The sequence below is a fragment of the Stenotrophomonas sp. STEN038 genome (genome assembly GCF_056759895.1).
Genome location: NZ_JBRRDW010000029.1, coordinates 49,300 through 63,487, shown reverse-complemented (window position 1 = coordinate 63,487; position 14,188 = coordinate 49,300). Strand labels below are relative to the sequence as shown.

The following is a 14,188-nucleotide window of genomic DNA, read 5'->3' as shown; positions in this document are numbered from 1 at the left end:
TTACAATCCAACACGCCGCCACAGCCATCTAGGCGGGGTCAGTCCTGACGAGTTCGAGGCAGCGCATCGCCACCCTCGGTCAGGTGTCCACTAAATCCTGGGAACTCCAGTCTCACCCCACAGCAATTCCATATCCTCAACGCCTTCGAGGACCTACGTCGCGTCGCAGTGTCAGGAGGTGCTGGCACCGGCAAAACCGTTCCTGCCTGTGAAGATGCCCGCCGCCTCGCTATGACAGGCAATCGGACACTTTTCACCTGCGGATCTGCACAGCTTGCCAACTACATAAGGGTTGTACTTCGTGACAGCGGTGTTGACGTCGCAACCGTTGCCGAACTCGCCCAACGAATTGGCGAGGATACCGGTCTACTGGCTGACAATACAGTACTGCGATCTGAGCAGATCCCTGACATGCTGTTTGACGGCATGGCATTGCGTCAGGATCTTGCCTACGATGCGGTTGTGGTCGATGAGGCTCAAGACTTCACATCTACCACCTGGGTAGCAATCGACGCACTCGCCAGCCGCACTGAAGCCTCTACACTGCACGCGTACTTCGATAGCAATCAGCGGCTCTATGGCGAGCTTCGGAGCCACTTTGACTCTTACGCACTGCTACCGATCCGACTCACGCGCAACCTGCGCAATACTCAGAACATCCACGAAGCTACTCAGCGGTTCTATCGAGGACCCGCTTTGATTGCTGACGGGCCGATCGGCGCAGAAGTTCAATGGCTGGTGTGCGAAGACACCCGCATCGGCGGAACCGTAACCGATTTGGTCCGTAGGCTCATCAATAGCGAAGGCGTGCTGCCAAGTGATATAGCGGTACTGAGTCCCAGTCCAACCGCGCTCAATGAGCTACGTGCGCCCTTTCGCGATCAGATCCCTGCAGGCCTCACTCTTTCCACCATCATGGATTTCAAAGGCTTGGAACGCCGCTTCATAGTCTTGCTCGCAACACGCGATATGTCGGATGCTCCAGAACTGGCTTATGTGGCTCTCTCGCGGGCGCGCGTGAATCTCACGATTGCAGGATCAGCCGAGGTATTGGGCTGGCTGCGCCCCCCCCCGCATTAGCTGCAGCGCCGAGTTCCAGTCTTTCAGTGACAGGGAATCACTCAAATTCTGCTGAAATTTGATCAGCCATAGCAGCAGCGCGAGATGACCCACTTAATTGGGCTGCTTCCTTCAACAAGTTCGCCGCAGCTTTACGACGTGCACTTTGCTTGAATCGCATGATGTTCAAAACCGCACCGTATACGCTTGCACTCTGATGCGCGGAAAAATGATCAGCCACACGCAAAGCGTTCAGCCTCTCAATTCCACACGCTTCAATTGTCTTCCCACCTTTTTCCGTTACGGGCACAATTCTACCTATGAGGTCAAACGCCATGTTCGCATCCCAGCAATCCAATTGAGGATGCACAATCACATAATCAGCAGAATCCCCAGGAACCAGACTCATCGCGGAAACGTCAATTTCTGGCGAAACAGCCCGGAAATTCGACTTTTTTGTATTACAGGGCCGACAGCAAACGCCCATATTATTGACTGCAAGAATAAATTGACCTGCAATGGTCCGTGCAATTACATGATCAAGCGTAAATGACGCATGATCAAAAGAAAGCTCTATACAGCAGTAACAGCACTTCCTCCTCTGTTGATAGAAAAAGTAATCCTTTATCGCCCTTTTGAACCTTAAAAACTCCGACCTCACCACATCGGGAGGCTTCAACCAATGGTCAGGCTGAGTGAATTCGGCGCAGAGCGAAGCGTATTCATCGCCCGACACCCCAAAATTATCGACCTCTGGGGGACGACTTATAGGCCTGGTCATCATCTATCTCCAAGAGCTTCATAGCACCATCAATCAACCTCATTTCTGCACGCTTGTTTTTGTAAATAGACTTGAGCTCTCTCAACCTAATAATCTGATCAAACCTAGACCGAGTATTATTTGGATTCATACCAACCAACCTAATTATCTCGTCGGCCAAATATAAACTCGATGGAACGGGCGACCTAAATACATCAACAAGTATTTCTTCAACTGGACTTTTGGAACTGAACTTCCTTTCAAAAAAAAGAAATTTTTTATCGATTGTTACCGGCATACACCCCATCTCCTGAAATCCCTGAACAACCAAAGGAGAGTGAGTGGCAATAATGAAGTGACAACCCCATACATTTTCCAACAACGCTTTGATATGTTTTGAAAAGTCGATCTGCCATTTTGGATGCAAGCTTAGCTCCGGCTCATCGATAAGAACGATTGAATTATTGCGAATTGATCCAACCAACCCCAAAAGGGAGCAAAGAAGCTGCTGCTCGCCGGAACTTGCATAGGAAACACCAAGTGACGTTCCGTCCTCCCTGAATATCTCGACGTCACCCAAAGCGACAAAACCAATAGCCTTTAGGGCAGAGAATGCTTGCAGTATTGCATATTCTAGGGAAGACCCTTCTGATGCCTGACCAAAATCAACCACAAATTCTGCGTCTTTGAAGACCTGCGCCCCCAACACAGACAATATAGTCGAAAGCATCTCCTTGAAAACAGGCCAACCTTCCAACTGCACCTCCATCAGAACCAAAGATCTTAGTTTGGTATTCCGCTGATGTGTCTTGAGTTCGTGCCATGCTGAATCAGGATCCTGCCAAAAGCGCTCAAGCCAATACCACGAAGCCACATTCTTTTTAAAGATAACCCTACAGCGAGGCAGAAAGCCAGCCCCCCCAAGGAACTGAAAGAACCGCGATGCCCTCTCTGAGTCCTGACTAACTCCAATTACTGCTCGCTCGATCACGCCCTGAGCTAGAGATCGAGGCCGTATAACTTTATCCCGCGTCAACCCAAGCGGCATATAGAATCCAGCACCGTCATCCTCAGTACCGTATATGGAGAAAACACTCTTTCTGCTGGCAGCCCCGGATGGAAATCTAGAGAAAGGACTAAATGTCTGGCAAATTACTCGCGAAACCCCGCCAAATACGTCGACGTCCCCCTCGCCATCACTAAATCTACGGGCTATCGCGCATAAAAGTGCCGTTTTACCCGCTCCATTTGCCCCAGTAACTACGTCAACGTGATTTCGCCCAAAAGCCCGCTCACCTAAAGAGGTAGACCGATCTTGCCACCTTACAAATCTCACGTGGGCCACGACGCTATCCTTGCGACAAAAAATTTAGAGATAAAAGAGAAAAGGCAGCCGTAGCTGCCTTTTCCACTCCAGCGTGAGATCAAACCCCAACAGGATTAGCCTTCTCCGGATCAATCCCATACTGCTTGATAGCCCGGGCAACATCCTTCGACGTCATCTTCCCGTCCTTCGCAAGCGCCGCAATGGCCGCATGCGCGATGTAGTAACGGTCAACCTCGAAGAAGCGACGCAGGTTGGCACGCGTGTCCGAACGGCCGAAACCATCAGTACCCAGGATCGAGTAGGTAGCCGGCACGAAGGCGCGGATCTGGTCGGTGTAGGCGCGCACGTAGTCGGTTGCGGCGATGACCGGGCCCTGGCGGCCTTCCAGCAGCTCGGTGACGTACGGCTTGCGCGGTTCGGCTTCCGGGTGCAGGCGGTTCCAGCGCTCGGCGTCGAAACCATCGCGACGCAGTTCGTTGAAGCTCGGGCAGCTCCAGATGTCGGCGGTGACGCCGAAATCCTTGTCCAGCAGTTCGGCCGCTGCAATGGCTTCGCGCAGGATGGTGCCGCTGCCCAGCAGCTGCACGCGCAGCTCGCCCTTCTTCGGCTTGCCGGCGTCGGTGAGCAGGTACATGCCCTTGATGATGCCTTCGGCTGCGCCTTCCGGCATGGCCGGGTGGGCGTAGTTCTCGTTCATCAGGGTGATGTAGTAGTACTCGTCGATCTGGTCTTCCATCATGGCCTTGGTGCCGTGCTGGAGGATGACGGTTACTTCGAAACCGAAGGTCGGGTCGTAGCTGCGCACGTTCGGGATGCCGCCAGCGACGATGTGGCTGAAGCCGTCTTCGTGCTGCAGGCCTTCGCCGTTCAGCGTGGTGCGGCCAGCGGTGCCGCCGAGCAGGAAGCCGCGGGTACGCATGTCCGCTGCCTGCCAGGCAATATCGCCAATGCGCTGGAAGCCGAACATCGAGTAGTAGATGTAGAACGGCAGCATCGGCACGTTGCTGACCGAGTAGCTGGTACCGGCCGCCATCCACGAGGACATGGCACCCGGCTCGCTGATGCCCTGCTGCAGCACCTGGCCGCTCTGGTCTTCGCGGTAGTACATCAGCTGGTCGGCGTCGACCGGCTTGTACTTCTGGCCGTACGGGGCGTAGATGCCGATCTGGCGGAACAGGCCTTCCATACCGAAGGTGCGCGCTTCGTCGGCGACGATCGGCACCAGGCGCGGCCCCAGCTCCTTGTCACGCAGGCTGATGTTCAGCGTCTGCACGAAGGCCATGGTGGTGGAATAGGTGCGCTCGCCGGATTCCTTGAGCAGGCGCTCGTAGGTTTCCAGCTTCGGTGCGATGAAGGACTTGTCGGCCTTCTGGCGACGCTGCGGCAGGTAGCCGCCCATCGAAGCGCGACGTTCCTGCAGGTACTTCACTTCCGGCGAATCCGGGCCCGGGTGGTAGAACGGCACCTGGCCGTCCTTGAGCTGCTCGTCGGTGACGGGGATGTTGAAGCGGTCGCGGAAATGGCGGACCGATTCGTCGTCCAGCTTCTTGGTCTGGTGGGTGGGGTTGAGCGCTTCACCAGCGCTGCCCATGCCGTAGCCCTTAACCGTCTTGGCCAGGATCACGGTCGGCATGCCCTTGGTGTTCACGGCCTGGTGGTAGGCGGCGTACACCTTGTGCGGGTCGTGGCCGCCACGGTTCAGGCGCCAGATGTCGTCGTCGGACAGGCCGGCGACCATCGCTGCGGTTTCCGGGTACTTGCCGAAGAAATGCTCGCGCGTATACGCGCCGCCGAAGGCCTTGCAGTTCTGGTATTCGCCGTCGACGGTTTCCATCATCAGCTTCTTCAGGACGCCATTGGTGTCCTTGGCCAGCAGGGCATCCCAGTAACCGCCCCACAGCAGCTTGATCACGTTCCAGCCGCCGCCACGGAACACGCCTTCCAGTTCCTGGATGATCTTGCCGTTGCCGCGCACCGGGCCATCAAGGCGCTGCAGGTTGCAGTTGACGACGAAGATCAGGTTGTCCAGGCCTTCGCGGCCGGCCAGGGCGATCGCGCCCAGGGTTTCCGGCTCGTCCGACTCGCCGTCGCCGATGAAGCACCACACCTTGCGGTCGCTCTTCTCGATCAGGCCACGGTTTTCCAGGTAACGCAGGAACTGCGCCTGGTAGATGGCAGCCAGCGGGCCCAGGCCCATCGACACGGTCGGGGTCTGCCAGTAATCCGGCATCAGCCACGGGTGCGGGTACGACGACAGACCGCCGCCGTCCACTTCCATGCGGAACTTGTCCAGCTGCTGCTCGCTGATGCGGCCTTCCAGGTAGGAACGCGCATAGATGCCCGGGGCGCTGTGGCCCTGGATGAACAGCAGGTCGCCCGGGTGGTTGTCGCTGGGTGCGCGCCAGAAGTGGTTGAAGCCCACGTCATAGAGCGTTGCGCCCGATGCGAACGAGGCGATGTGGCCGCCCAGGTCACCCGGCTTGCGGTTGGCGCGCACGACGGTGGCCATCGCGTTCCAACGGATGATGGAGCGAATGCGCCATTCCAGTTCCGCATTGCCGGGGCTCTTGGCTTCCAGCTGCGGCTCGATGGTGTTGACGTATTCGGTGGTGGGGGAGAACGGCAGGAACGCGCCCGAGCGACGGGTCAGTTCAACCATGCCTTCCAGCAACTGATGTGCGCGCTCGGGGCCCTCGACATCGATAACGGCCTTCAACGACTCGATCCACTCCTGGGTTTCCAGGGGATTCGTGTCGTTATCAAGCATCTCGTTCAACCAGTTCATTAGCGCTCCCAGTTACTGCACGCACGCGCGCGCTTGTCATTATTTTGAGCCGTAAAGTGTAGCGCACCCGGTACCTTGCCAAGCTGGCTACGCATGCGTATGGAGCGGCAAAAGCCAGTGTCTGCAAGACAGTTCGCGACAGTTCTCATGCGCCCACGAGGACAGCCGGAGACAGCTTCCGCGCGCCTGCCAACATCCTTAATGGCGCTAAACACGGGGCGAAATTGCCATCTGCCGGGGTCAGCCCGATGACAGCGGGGCCAGCGAACGACCCCATCACCCACCAGGAATGCCCACCTAGCTGGTCTGCACCGTCCCATGGGAGGCGCTGCCATTTGCGCCGGAAGAGTTTTCGATATATCGTTTTGCGCAAATTCGATATATCGAAAACCCTGATGACCAGCCCGGAACCCCGCCGCTCCCCCACCCCGCGCCCCTTGGGCCGAGGCGATCTGCGCCTGTTGCTGCTGTCGCTGATCGGCGAGCAGCCGCGCCACGGCTACGAGCTGATCCAGCAGATCAGCGAGATGTTCGTGCGCGTCTACACGCCCAGCGCGGGCTCGGTGTATCCGCTGCTGGCCGACTTCGAGAAGCAGCGCTGGGTAAGCGCCGAGGAAGACGGCGGGCGCAAGCGTTACAGCATCACCAACCTTGGCCAGGCCCAGCTCAAGCTGCGTGCGGAGGACGTGGAAACCGCGCGCATGCGTGCCCGCCACAACTCGCGCGTCATCGCCAGGGAAAGCCTGCCGGCGCCGTTACGCGATGCCATGCACCAGTTCACCCACTCGTTGATGTTGCGCAAGGGCGATTGGCAGGACGCCGATGTCGCGCGCATCGCCAGTTTGATTGCAGAGGCGACCGCGCTGGTACAGCAGCAGTCGCAGGAAAACTGATTCGCACCACCGTTATTCATTACGACCCAGCCAGAGCGATCCAGCCACGGTCTCCCGGCCTTGCCGACACTGACCCCAGGTACCCCCATGTCACAGCATGAAACCCAATTGATCCGCATGACCCCGCGTTTCCGCCAGCTGCAGGTAGTGCACACGGAACGTTTGACCCCGAACATGCAGCGCATCGTCGTAGGCGGCGATGCGCTGGAAGGTTTTGACAGCCGCTCACCGGATGACCACGTGAAGCTGTTCTTCGCCAATGCCGAAGGCGAGTTTGTATTGCCGGAACTCACCGAACAGGGCCCGCGCTATCCGGAAGGCAAGCAGCCGTCACCGGCACGCGATTACACGCCGCGCTTTTACGATGCCGATGCTGGAGAACTGGTATTGGATTTCGTGCTGCATGGTGATGGCCCGGCCACGAGTTGGGCAGCCAACGCGAAGGTTGGTGACGCGTTGGTGGTTGCCGGGCCGCGTGGTTCGCATGTGGTGGCCGATGATTTCGACTGCTATGTGCTGATTGGCGATGAGACAGCGTTGCCGGCGATTGCACGGCGCTTGGAAGAGCTTCCGCAAGGTGCGGTGGCCGAGGTGTTCATCGAGATCCCGGAAGAAGGTGACCGGCAGCCCTTGCAGAGCGCGGCGCAGGTGACTGTCTCCTGGTTCGAGCGCAATGGTTTTGATGCGGCGAGCAGCAGCTTGCTGGAGGATGCGCTGGTGGATTTCGAGCAGCCTGATGGTGATACGCATTACTGGATTGCCACCGAGTCCAAGCGTGCGCGGATGATGCGCAAGTTTGTGGAAGGGCATTTGCAGGTGCCGAAGGAATGGATTCGCGCTACCGGGTATTGGAAGGCGGATCCGAACGAGGTGGAGTGAGGTTTGAAGCCTGCCCCTTCTCCCTTCGGGAGAAGGGGCCCGGTGGGCGGATGAGGGTTGGTGCGAAGCTGTAGTGCCGAGCCATGCTCGGCAGAGGCTTTCCCGGTAAGGCTCCAGCCGAGCGTGGCTCGGCTCTACACGGGTCAAAAGCTACCCCTCCCCAACCCTCCCCTTCGCTGCGCGAAAGGGAGGGGGCCAAGCGGTAGTACCGAGCCATGCTCGGCAGAGGCTTTACCGGTAAGGCTCCAGCCGAGCATGGCTCGGCTCTACCCGGTAAGGCTCCAGCCGAGCATGGCTCGGCTCTACAGGGTCAAAAGCTACCCCTCCCCACCCCTCCCCATCGCGGCGCGAAAGGGAGGGGGCGAAGCTTTTCCCCTCCCCTTTGGCGTAGCCAAGGGGGAGGTTGGGAGGGGGTTGGGTTTTGCTTTGGGCTTTTGGGGTTGCTGCTGAGAGCACCCCTCCCTAGCCCTCCCCTTCGCTGCGCGAAAGGGAGGGGATTGGAGCTACTGCCCTGCGCCGAAGCGGTAGGTCACGCCCAACATCGGGCCGGACAGGGACACGTCCAGGCGCTTGCCCTTGTCGCGGTAATCCAGGCTCTGGTGGCGGTAGCCCATCGATACGAACAAGTTATCCGTCGCCTGGTAGTTGGCCAGCGCCAACAGCTGCCAGGTCGAATCCGAACCAACACCGAAACCGCCTACATCCACATAGGCAATGCTGCTCCAGCGCGGACTCAGCGTCTGCCGCCAACGCACGCCGGCAATCGGGTCGACGAAGGTGGAATCCGAACGCGCCGATACCAAGCCCGGCACGTTCACCCCAGCGTTGATATCCCAGTAACGAACACCGGCCAACAGATCGATGCCGGTGCGCTCGTTCGCCAGCCAAGCGTAGCCAGCAGTCACCGTCGCCGAGGTCTGCTTCACTTTCACGTTGGCTGCCACGCCAATCGGCAGCGGTGTCGAATCCGAGGTGGATGCGTGGGTGAAATCGGCCTGCAGCACGAAGTTGCCGCGGCGCGCGGTGCCGGTGATGAAGGCAGCGGCATCGAGGTTATCCATCAGCTCGGAGAACGACTTGTGCACGTCCGCCATCGGTGCGCTGCGGAACGGCCGCACCTGGCCTTCCATGCCGCTCATCCACACGTAAGGCGTGGCCTGGAAACGCCAGCTATCGTCGTTGTCATTGCTCTGTGCGTGCGCAAGCGGCACGCTGCCCATTGCCAAAAGCAGGCACAGGCTTTTGCGGGTGAATCGGGTTTTCATTGAAGCTCCAGATGGTGCGTGCCCACCAGCGCAGGCACGCCGATTGCTCGCCTTAGATGCCCAGGAAACGGAACGGCTTGGCGTCCTTGAACTGGGCGTTGGCTTCACCTGCGTAGATAGTGCGCTGCTGGTTGCCAAGGTCCAGACGTTTCACCTTGCCGCTGCGCTCGCTGAAATCAATCTTCTTCAGGTCCACCCAGAACACATTGGTGGCCAGCGCGGATTCGAAGTAATAGCGCATGCGCGACTGATCGGAGACCGTGCGCCAGCGCGTCGAGGAAATATTCGGCTGGTCCGGCGTGGTGATGCCGTACGGAACCGACACATTGCGGATCACGCCGAACACGCTGGCGGTGGATTCCACCGGATCGGTCGACTTGGGAATGGCGTCGATATAGAAGGCCGCGCGCGCGAAGCGGTCCGAAGCGCGGTTGGTACCTGGCAACATCACCGTGCCGCCGATCTGCCGCCAATAGCTTTCCAATGCCAGCTGCTCTTCGAAGATCGGCGAGTTGGTCATCACCTTGTAGTCGCGGCTGTGATGGATGACCTGCTTGCCCTTGATGTACTCGATGATGGCGCTGTCGCCAGTGGAATCGGACAACGACAGATGCAGCGTTGCCATGCGCTGCTCACCAGGAGCGGCATCACTGACCAGGGTGAAGGGCTCGCTGCTCAGCGCTTTCACCGCTTCATCGACGGTGGCGAAGCTGTCCAGCATGTACTGCGTCCACACCGAGATGGCCAGACCGGGCTTGCCGCTGTTGCGCTCGGGATACTCGGACTCGGCCAACCACAGCAGGTTGGCGACCAGGCCGGCTTCGTTCATGCCGTCGGTGGTGGAGATGTCGTAAGCGCTGGCAATGACGCTGCCGTAGCGCGAGGTCCACTTCAGCGTATCCGGGCCGGTCTCGCCGTTGCGCTGCATGCCACGCGGGAACATCCACAGATGGGTGCCGGTATCGACCTTGTAGTCCATCGAACGGCCGGTGAAGATTTCATTCCCCGCACCGTGATAGACGAAACGGGTGCAGGCATCGGCATGTTGCTGCATGCCGGCCATACCGAAAAGTACGGTTGCGCAGGCGGCAATGATGGATCGCTTGGCTGATTTCATGGGGGTAGCTTCCTTGGCTGATCAGGTCAGTGATGCAATCGGAATGATCCTAACAGCCATTCATTGTCCTATCGCGACTTGGTTGGCAGTCTCGAAAATCAGCAATCAGACAATTGGGCGCTGCTATGCTCCGCACATATTCGAACGGAGGAACTGCCCCATGCCTCAAATCACACCACATCACACCGTTGCCATCCTCCGCCCGCTGCTGGTCGGCGGCCTGCTGAGCATCGCCTTGAGCGGCTGCCTGAGTGCACCGCCGCTTAGCGACGATCCCGATTTCGGCCGCTGCAGCGATGCCTCCGTGCAATGGGCGGTGGGCACGGTGAATGACGAAGCCACCGTGCGTCGCCTGAAGACGGAGAGCGGTGCAGGCCTGGTCAATCCGATCAGCCCGACCACCATCGTCTCGCGCGATATCCGCCAGGATCGCCTGCGCGTTTACACCGATGCCAACAACGTCATCACCAAGGTGCGTTGCGAGTAACACCAGCGCGCTGCAGCCTGCAGCACAGCACGCGCACAAACACGAACGGCAGGGTTTCCCCTGCCGTTCGTCGTTTCACACGCTCACAATCGCGAGCGCTTGTTTCAAGGCCGCTTACTTCAAACCGCGGTTGTGCAGCAGCGGCTCGACGCTCGGGTCCTTGCCGCGGAAATCGCGGTAGGCCGTTGCCAGGTCACGCGTATTGCCGATCGACAGGATCTTGTCGCGGAACACCTGGCCGTTCTCACGGGTCAGGCCACCGTTCTCCTTGAACCACTCGAAGGCGTCATGGTCGATCATCTCCGCCCAGAAGTAGGCGTAGTAACCAGCCGAGTAACCGCCACCCCAGATGTGGTCGAAGTAGCTGCTGCGGTAACGCGGCGGCACCTGGGCCAGGTCCACCTTGTAGCGCTTCAGCGCATCGGCTTCGAATTTGTCCACGTCCTGCAGCGGTGCGTCAGCGCCCTGCGTATGCCATGCCAGGTCGAGCAGCGCCGCCGACAGGTATTCGGTGGTCATGTAGCCCTGGTTGAAGGTCTTGGCCTTGGCGATCTTGTCGACCAGCTCCTGCGGCATCGCTGCCTTGGTCTGGTAGTGCTTGGCGTAGTTGGCGAACACCTTCGGGTCCGAAGCCCAGTGCTCGTTGAACTGCGACGGGAACTCGACGAAGTCACGCGGCACGCCGGTGCCGGCCACGCTCGGGTACTTGGTGTTGGAGAACATGCCGTGCAACGCATGGCCGAACTCGTGGAACATGGTGGTCACATCGTCCCAGCTCAGCAGCGCGGGCTGGCCGGCGGCAGGCTTGGTGAAGTTGCTGACGTTGTAGACCACCGGCTTGGTGCCGGTCAGGCCGTCCTGTTCGACGAACACGTCCATCCAGGCGCCACCGGACTTGCTGTCGCGCTTGAAGAAGTCGGCGTAGAACAGCGCCAGCGGCTGGCCGTTGGCATCGGTGACTTCAAACACGCGCACGTCCGGGTGATAGACCGGCAGGTCCTTGCGCTCCTTGAAGGTCAGGCCGTAGAGCTGGTTGGCGGCGTAGAAGACGCCGTTCTGCAGCACGTTGTCCAGCTCGAAGTAGGGCTTGATCTGCGACTCGTCGAGGTCGTACTTGGCCTTGCGCACCTGCTCGGCGTAGAAGTCCCAATCCGATGCGGAGGCCTTGAAGCCGCCCTTCTGCGCGTCGATCACCTTCTGGATCTCGGCCAGCTCACCGCGTGCCTTGGCGGTGGCCGCCGGCACGGTGTCGGTCAGCAGCTTGAGCGCATGCTCCGGCGTCTGCGCCATCTGGTCGGTGAGGTTGTAGGCGGCGTAGTTCGGGAAGCCGAGCAGCTTGGCCTTGGCCGCGCGCAGCTGGGCCAGGCGCTGGATGATGGCGCGGGTGTCGTTGGCATCGCCGTGCTCGGTACGGGTCTCCGAGGCCTGCAGCACCTTGGCACGCACGTCGCGGTCCTGCAGCGAGCCGAGTGCCGGCTGCTGGGTGGTGTTCTGCAGGCTCAGCACCCACTTGCCGTCGAGCTTGCGGCCCTTGGCAGCGTCTTCGGCGGCAGCGATGTCGCCATCGGACAGGCCTGCCAGCTGCGCCTTGTCATCGATGACCACTGCACCGGCAGCGGTGGCCGCGACCAGCTTGTTGTGGAAGTCGTTGGACAGGGTGGCTTCTTCGGCGTTGTACTGCTTCAGCGTTTCCTTGTCGGTATCGCTGAGCTCGGCACCGGCCTTGACGAAGCCCTTGTAGGTTTCCTCGACCACGCGCAGCTGCTCGGCGTCCAGGCCGGCTTCGGCGCGGCCGTCATAGATGCTCTTGATGCGCGCGAACAGCTTGGCGTCCAGGTGAATGGCGTCGCCATGCGCGGCCAGCTTGGGCACCACGTCTTCCTGGATCTTCTGCCGCTCCGGGTTGGTATCAGCCTGCACCACGCTGAAGAACACGCGGCTGACGCGGTCCAGGATGGCACCGGACTTTTCCATCGGCAGCAAGGTGTTGTCGAAGGTGGCCGGCTGGGTGTTGTCGGTGATCTGCTTGATCTCCGCCAGCTGCTGGCGCATGCCTTCCTCGAACGCCGGCAGGTAATCGCTGTCCTTGATCTTGTCGAAAGCCGGCGCCTGGAACGGCAGCGAGCTGACAGTCATGAACGGGTTGGTGGAGGCATCGCCCGGCTTGGCGGCCTCCGCAGGTGCATTGGCGGTCACGGGGGCAGTGGACTCCTTGCCAGAACAGGCGGCCAGCGCAAGGCTGATGGCGGCGGCCAGAACAACGGTACGCGACATGAAACGGCTCCTTGGGAACGGGCTTCGACAACAGCCCATCACCCTACTCCGTTCCCCTGTGAGCGGCATGTGCCGATGGTGGCGCCAAGACGCGCCGGACGCGGCGGCTCAGCCGGTGCCGCGGTTGCGGCCCATCCATTGCCGGTACCACTGGCGAACGGCGGCCATGTCGGCCACGTCGTCACCGGTCGTATGGAACACCGGACCGAAGCCGATGACCTTTTCCGGGTAATGGAAATAGGCCGGGATGATGGGCACATCGGCCATGCGCGCGATTTTCAGGAAACCGCCCTTCCATTCAGTCACCTGCTTGCGCGTGCCTTCCGGCGCCAGCGCATACCAGATCTGCTCGCTGTCGCGGATCATCGCCACCGCCTGGCCGACCGTGCCCTGCGGCGAACTGCGGTCCAGCGGCACCACGCCCATCCGCCGCAGCACCACGCTCAGTGGCCACCAGAACAGCTTGTCCTTGCCGAGAATGCGCGCCTCCAGACCCAGCGCCATCTTTGCCGCCAGCCCCCACAGGCCATCCCAGTTGGAGGAATGCGGTGCGGCGATCACCACTGCCTTGGCCAGGTCCGGGATGGGTCCACGGATCTGCCAGCCACCCAGGCGCAGCACGCTGCGGCCCAGCCAACGGCTGAAGGCGGCGCCCTTGCGCTGCGGCATGGCAGCGGGAATAGCCGGAATGGTCGGCGGTGTGTTGCTCAAGCACTACTCCCAATTACGTGTGGAACGGCCGCGCTTGACCTGCGCGCGTTCCTTTTTCTGATCCAACCGGCGCAGCTTGGAGCCGTACGAGGGCTTGGTCGCCACCCGTGGCTTGGGCACGCTCAGGCTGGCCTGGATGAAGCTGGCAAGACGCTCGCGCGCATCCTGGCGGTTACGGTCCTGGGTGCGGAAGCGCTGCGCATCGATCACCAGCACGCCCTCGCCGGTCACCCGGCGGTCGCGGCGGGCGAGCAGGCGCTCGCGCAATGGTTCAGGCAGGGACGGTGAGCCGGCGATGTCGAAACGCAGTTCCACCGCTGTGGAGACCTTGTTGACGTTCTGTCCACCCGCGCCGGACGCACGCACGAAGCGCTCGACGATCTCCGTTTCCGGTATCGCCAATCGTTCCGAGATTTCAATCTGCTCCGTCGCCATCGGCGCATTGTAAGGGCTGTTGCCCCCTCCCTTGCGCGCAGCGCAGGGGAGGGTTGGGGAGGGGGGCTTTTCGCGACTGGCTTCGAGTGCCAACGCCAGTTCTAACTACAAGGGTCTTGCGGGCTGGATTTTGCCGAGCGGCTGGAGCTTTAGAAGCACCCCTCCCCAGCCCTCCCCTTCGCTTCGCGAAAGGGAG

At 60.2% G+C, this 14,188-nt stretch carries 12 protein-coding genes; 4 read left to right on the top strand and 8 right to left on the bottom strand.

The annotated features are described in order from the left end of the window. Positions 1 to 231 precede the first annotated feature (231 nt). On the top strand, positions 232 to 1,080 hold the full coding sequence (locus ACVOLS_RS13210) for a DEAD/DEAH box helicase (RefSeq protein WP_481545963.1): 849 nt from the start codon (positions 232 to 234) through the stop codon (positions 1,078 to 1,080). A gap of 37 nt (positions 1,081 to 1,117) precedes the next feature. Here the strand turns inward: ACVOLS_RS13210 and ACVOLS_RS13205 are convergent, their stop codons facing one another. The 3 genes from ACVOLS_RS13205 to aceE all read right to left on the bottom strand — a co-directional run bounded on the left by ACVOLS_RS13205 (position 1,118) and on the right by aceE (position 5,931). Continuing rightward, positions 1,118 to 1,840, bottom strand: a complete 723-nt coding sequence (locus ACVOLS_RS13205) for an HNH endonuclease (protein WP_481545962.1) — start codon at positions 1,838 to 1,840, stop codon at positions 1,118 to 1,120. Next, positions 1,803 to 2,588 carry an AAA family ATPase gene (locus tag ACVOLS_RS13200; protein WP_481545961.1) on the bottom strand — a complete coding sequence of 262 codons (786 nt, stop codon included), beginning with the start codon at positions 2,586 to 2,588 and terminating at the stop codon, positions 1,803 to 1,805. Before ACVOLS_RS13200 ends, ACVOLS_RS13205 begins: the two co-directional genes overlap by 38 nt. Positions 2,589 to 3,243: 655 nt before the next feature. Further along, the gene (gene aceE, locus ACVOLS_RS13195; RefSeq protein WP_481545960.1) at positions 3,244 to 5,931 is read right to left on the bottom strand and encodes a pyruvate dehydrogenase (acetyl-transferring), homodimeric type; all 2,688 of its coding nucleotides are present in this window, start codon (positions 5,929 to 5,931) and stop codon (positions 3,244 to 3,246) included. A 395-nt stretch (positions 5,932 to 6,326) separates the two neighbouring features. On the opposite strand from aceE, the gene ACVOLS_RS13190 reads away from it, so the two are divergent. Together ACVOLS_RS13190 and ACVOLS_RS13185 are read left to right on the top strand one after the other, a co-directional pair. After that, positions 6,327 to 6,824: a PadR family transcriptional regulator gene (locus ACVOLS_RS13190; protein ID WP_481545959.1), complete on the top strand. Its 498-nt coding sequence runs from the start codon at positions 6,327 to 6,329 to the stop codon at positions 6,822 to 6,824. A gap of 87 nt (positions 6,825 to 6,911) precedes the next feature. Beyond that, entirely contained in the window at positions 6,912 to 7,703 is a 792-nt protein-coding gene (locus ACVOLS_RS13185; protein WP_481545958.1) for a siderophore-interacting protein, read from the top strand. A 503-nt stretch (positions 7,704 to 8,206) separates the two neighbouring features. On the opposite strand, the gene ACVOLS_RS13180 is transcribed toward ACVOLS_RS13185, so the two are convergent. Next, a complete protein-coding gene (locus tag ACVOLS_RS13180) occupies positions 8,207 to 8,968 on the bottom strand; it encodes a porin family protein (protein ID WP_481545957.1) in 762 nt (253 codons plus the stop codon). A 52-nt stretch (positions 8,969 to 9,020) separates the two neighbouring features. Further along, on the bottom strand, positions 9,021 to 10,085 hold the full coding sequence (locus ACVOLS_RS13175; RefSeq protein WP_481545956.1) for a linear amide C-N hydrolase: 1,065 nt from the start codon (positions 10,083 to 10,085) through the stop codon (positions 9,021 to 9,023). Positions 10,086 to 10,245: 160 nt separating this feature from the next. Between ACVOLS_RS13175 and ACVOLS_RS13170 the strand changes: the two genes are divergently transcribed. After that, positions 10,246 to 10,572 carry a hypothetical protein gene (locus ACVOLS_RS13170; RefSeq protein WP_481545955.1) on the top strand — a complete coding sequence of 109 codons (327 nt, stop codon included), beginning with the start codon at positions 10,246 to 10,248 and terminating at the stop codon, positions 10,570 to 10,572. Positions 10,573 to 10,686: 114 nt separating this feature from the next. On the opposite strand, the gene dcp is transcribed toward ACVOLS_RS13170, so the two are convergent. The 3 genes from dcp to arfB all read right to left on the bottom strand — a co-directional run bounded on the left by dcp (position 10,687) and on the right by arfB (position 13,992). Beyond that, entirely contained in the window at positions 10,687 to 12,846 is a 2,160-nt protein-coding gene (gene dcp / locus ACVOLS_RS13165) for a peptidyl-dipeptidase Dcp (RefSeq protein WP_303748739.1), read from the bottom strand. A 108-nt stretch (positions 12,847 to 12,954) separates the two neighbouring features. Continuing rightward, positions 12,955 to 13,557, bottom strand: a complete 603-nt coding sequence (locus ACVOLS_RS13160; RefSeq protein ID WP_481545954.1) for a 1-acyl-sn-glycerol-3-phosphate acyltransferase — start codon at positions 13,555 to 13,557, stop codon at positions 12,955 to 12,957. Positions 13,558 to 13,560: 3 nt separating this feature from the next. Beyond that, positions 13,561 to 13,992, bottom strand: a complete 432-nt coding sequence (arfB, locus tag ACVOLS_RS13155) for an alternative ribosome rescue aminoacyl-tRNA hydrolase ArfB (RefSeq protein ID WP_481545953.1) — start codon at positions 13,990 to 13,992, stop codon at positions 13,561 to 13,563. Positions 13,993 to 14,188: the final 196 nt, after the last annotated feature.

Excerpts from the sequence above, each read along its gene's own strand:
- ACVOLS_RS13210 (WP_481545963.1), top strand. The coding sequence starts at position 232 with ATGACAGGCAATCGGACACTTTTCACCTGCGGATCTGCACAGCTTGCC.
- ACVOLS_RS13205 (WP_481545962.1), bottom strand. The coding sequence starts at position 1,840 with ATGACCAGGCCTATAAGTCGTCCCCCAGAGGTCGATAATTTTGGGGTG.
- ACVOLS_RS13200 (WP_481545961.1), bottom strand. The coding sequence starts at position 2,588 with ATGGAGGTGCAGTTGGAAGGTTGGCCTGTTTTCAAGGAGATGCTTTCG.
- aceE (WP_481545960.1), bottom strand. The coding sequence starts at position 5,931 with ATGAACTGGTTGAACGAGATGCTTGATAACGACACGAATCCCCTGGAA.
- ACVOLS_RS13190 (WP_481545959.1), top strand. The coding sequence starts at position 6,327 with ATGACCAGCCCGGAACCCCGCCGCTCCCCCACCCCGCGCCCCTTGGGC.
- ACVOLS_RS13185 (WP_481545958.1), top strand. The coding sequence starts at position 6,912 with ATGTCACAGCATGAAACCCAATTGATCCGCATGACCCCGCGTTTCCGC.
- ACVOLS_RS13180 (WP_481545957.1), bottom strand. The coding sequence starts at position 8,968 with ATGAAAACCCGATTCACCCGCAAAAGCCTGTGCCTGCTTTTGGCAATG.
- ACVOLS_RS13175 (WP_481545956.1), bottom strand. The coding sequence starts at position 10,085 with ATGAAATCAGCCAAGCGATCCATCATTGCCGCCTGCGCAACCGTACTT.
- ACVOLS_RS13170 (WP_481545955.1), top strand. The coding sequence starts at position 10,246 with ATGCCTCAAATCACACCACATCACACCGTTGCCATCCTCCGCCCGCTG.
- dcp (WP_303748739.1), bottom strand. The coding sequence starts at position 12,846 with ATGTCGCGTACCGTTGTTCTGGCCGCCGCCATCAGCCTTGCGCTGGCC.
- arfB (WP_481545953.1), bottom strand. The coding sequence starts at position 13,992 with ATGGCGACGGAGCAGATTGAAATCTCGGAACGATTGGCGATACCGGAA.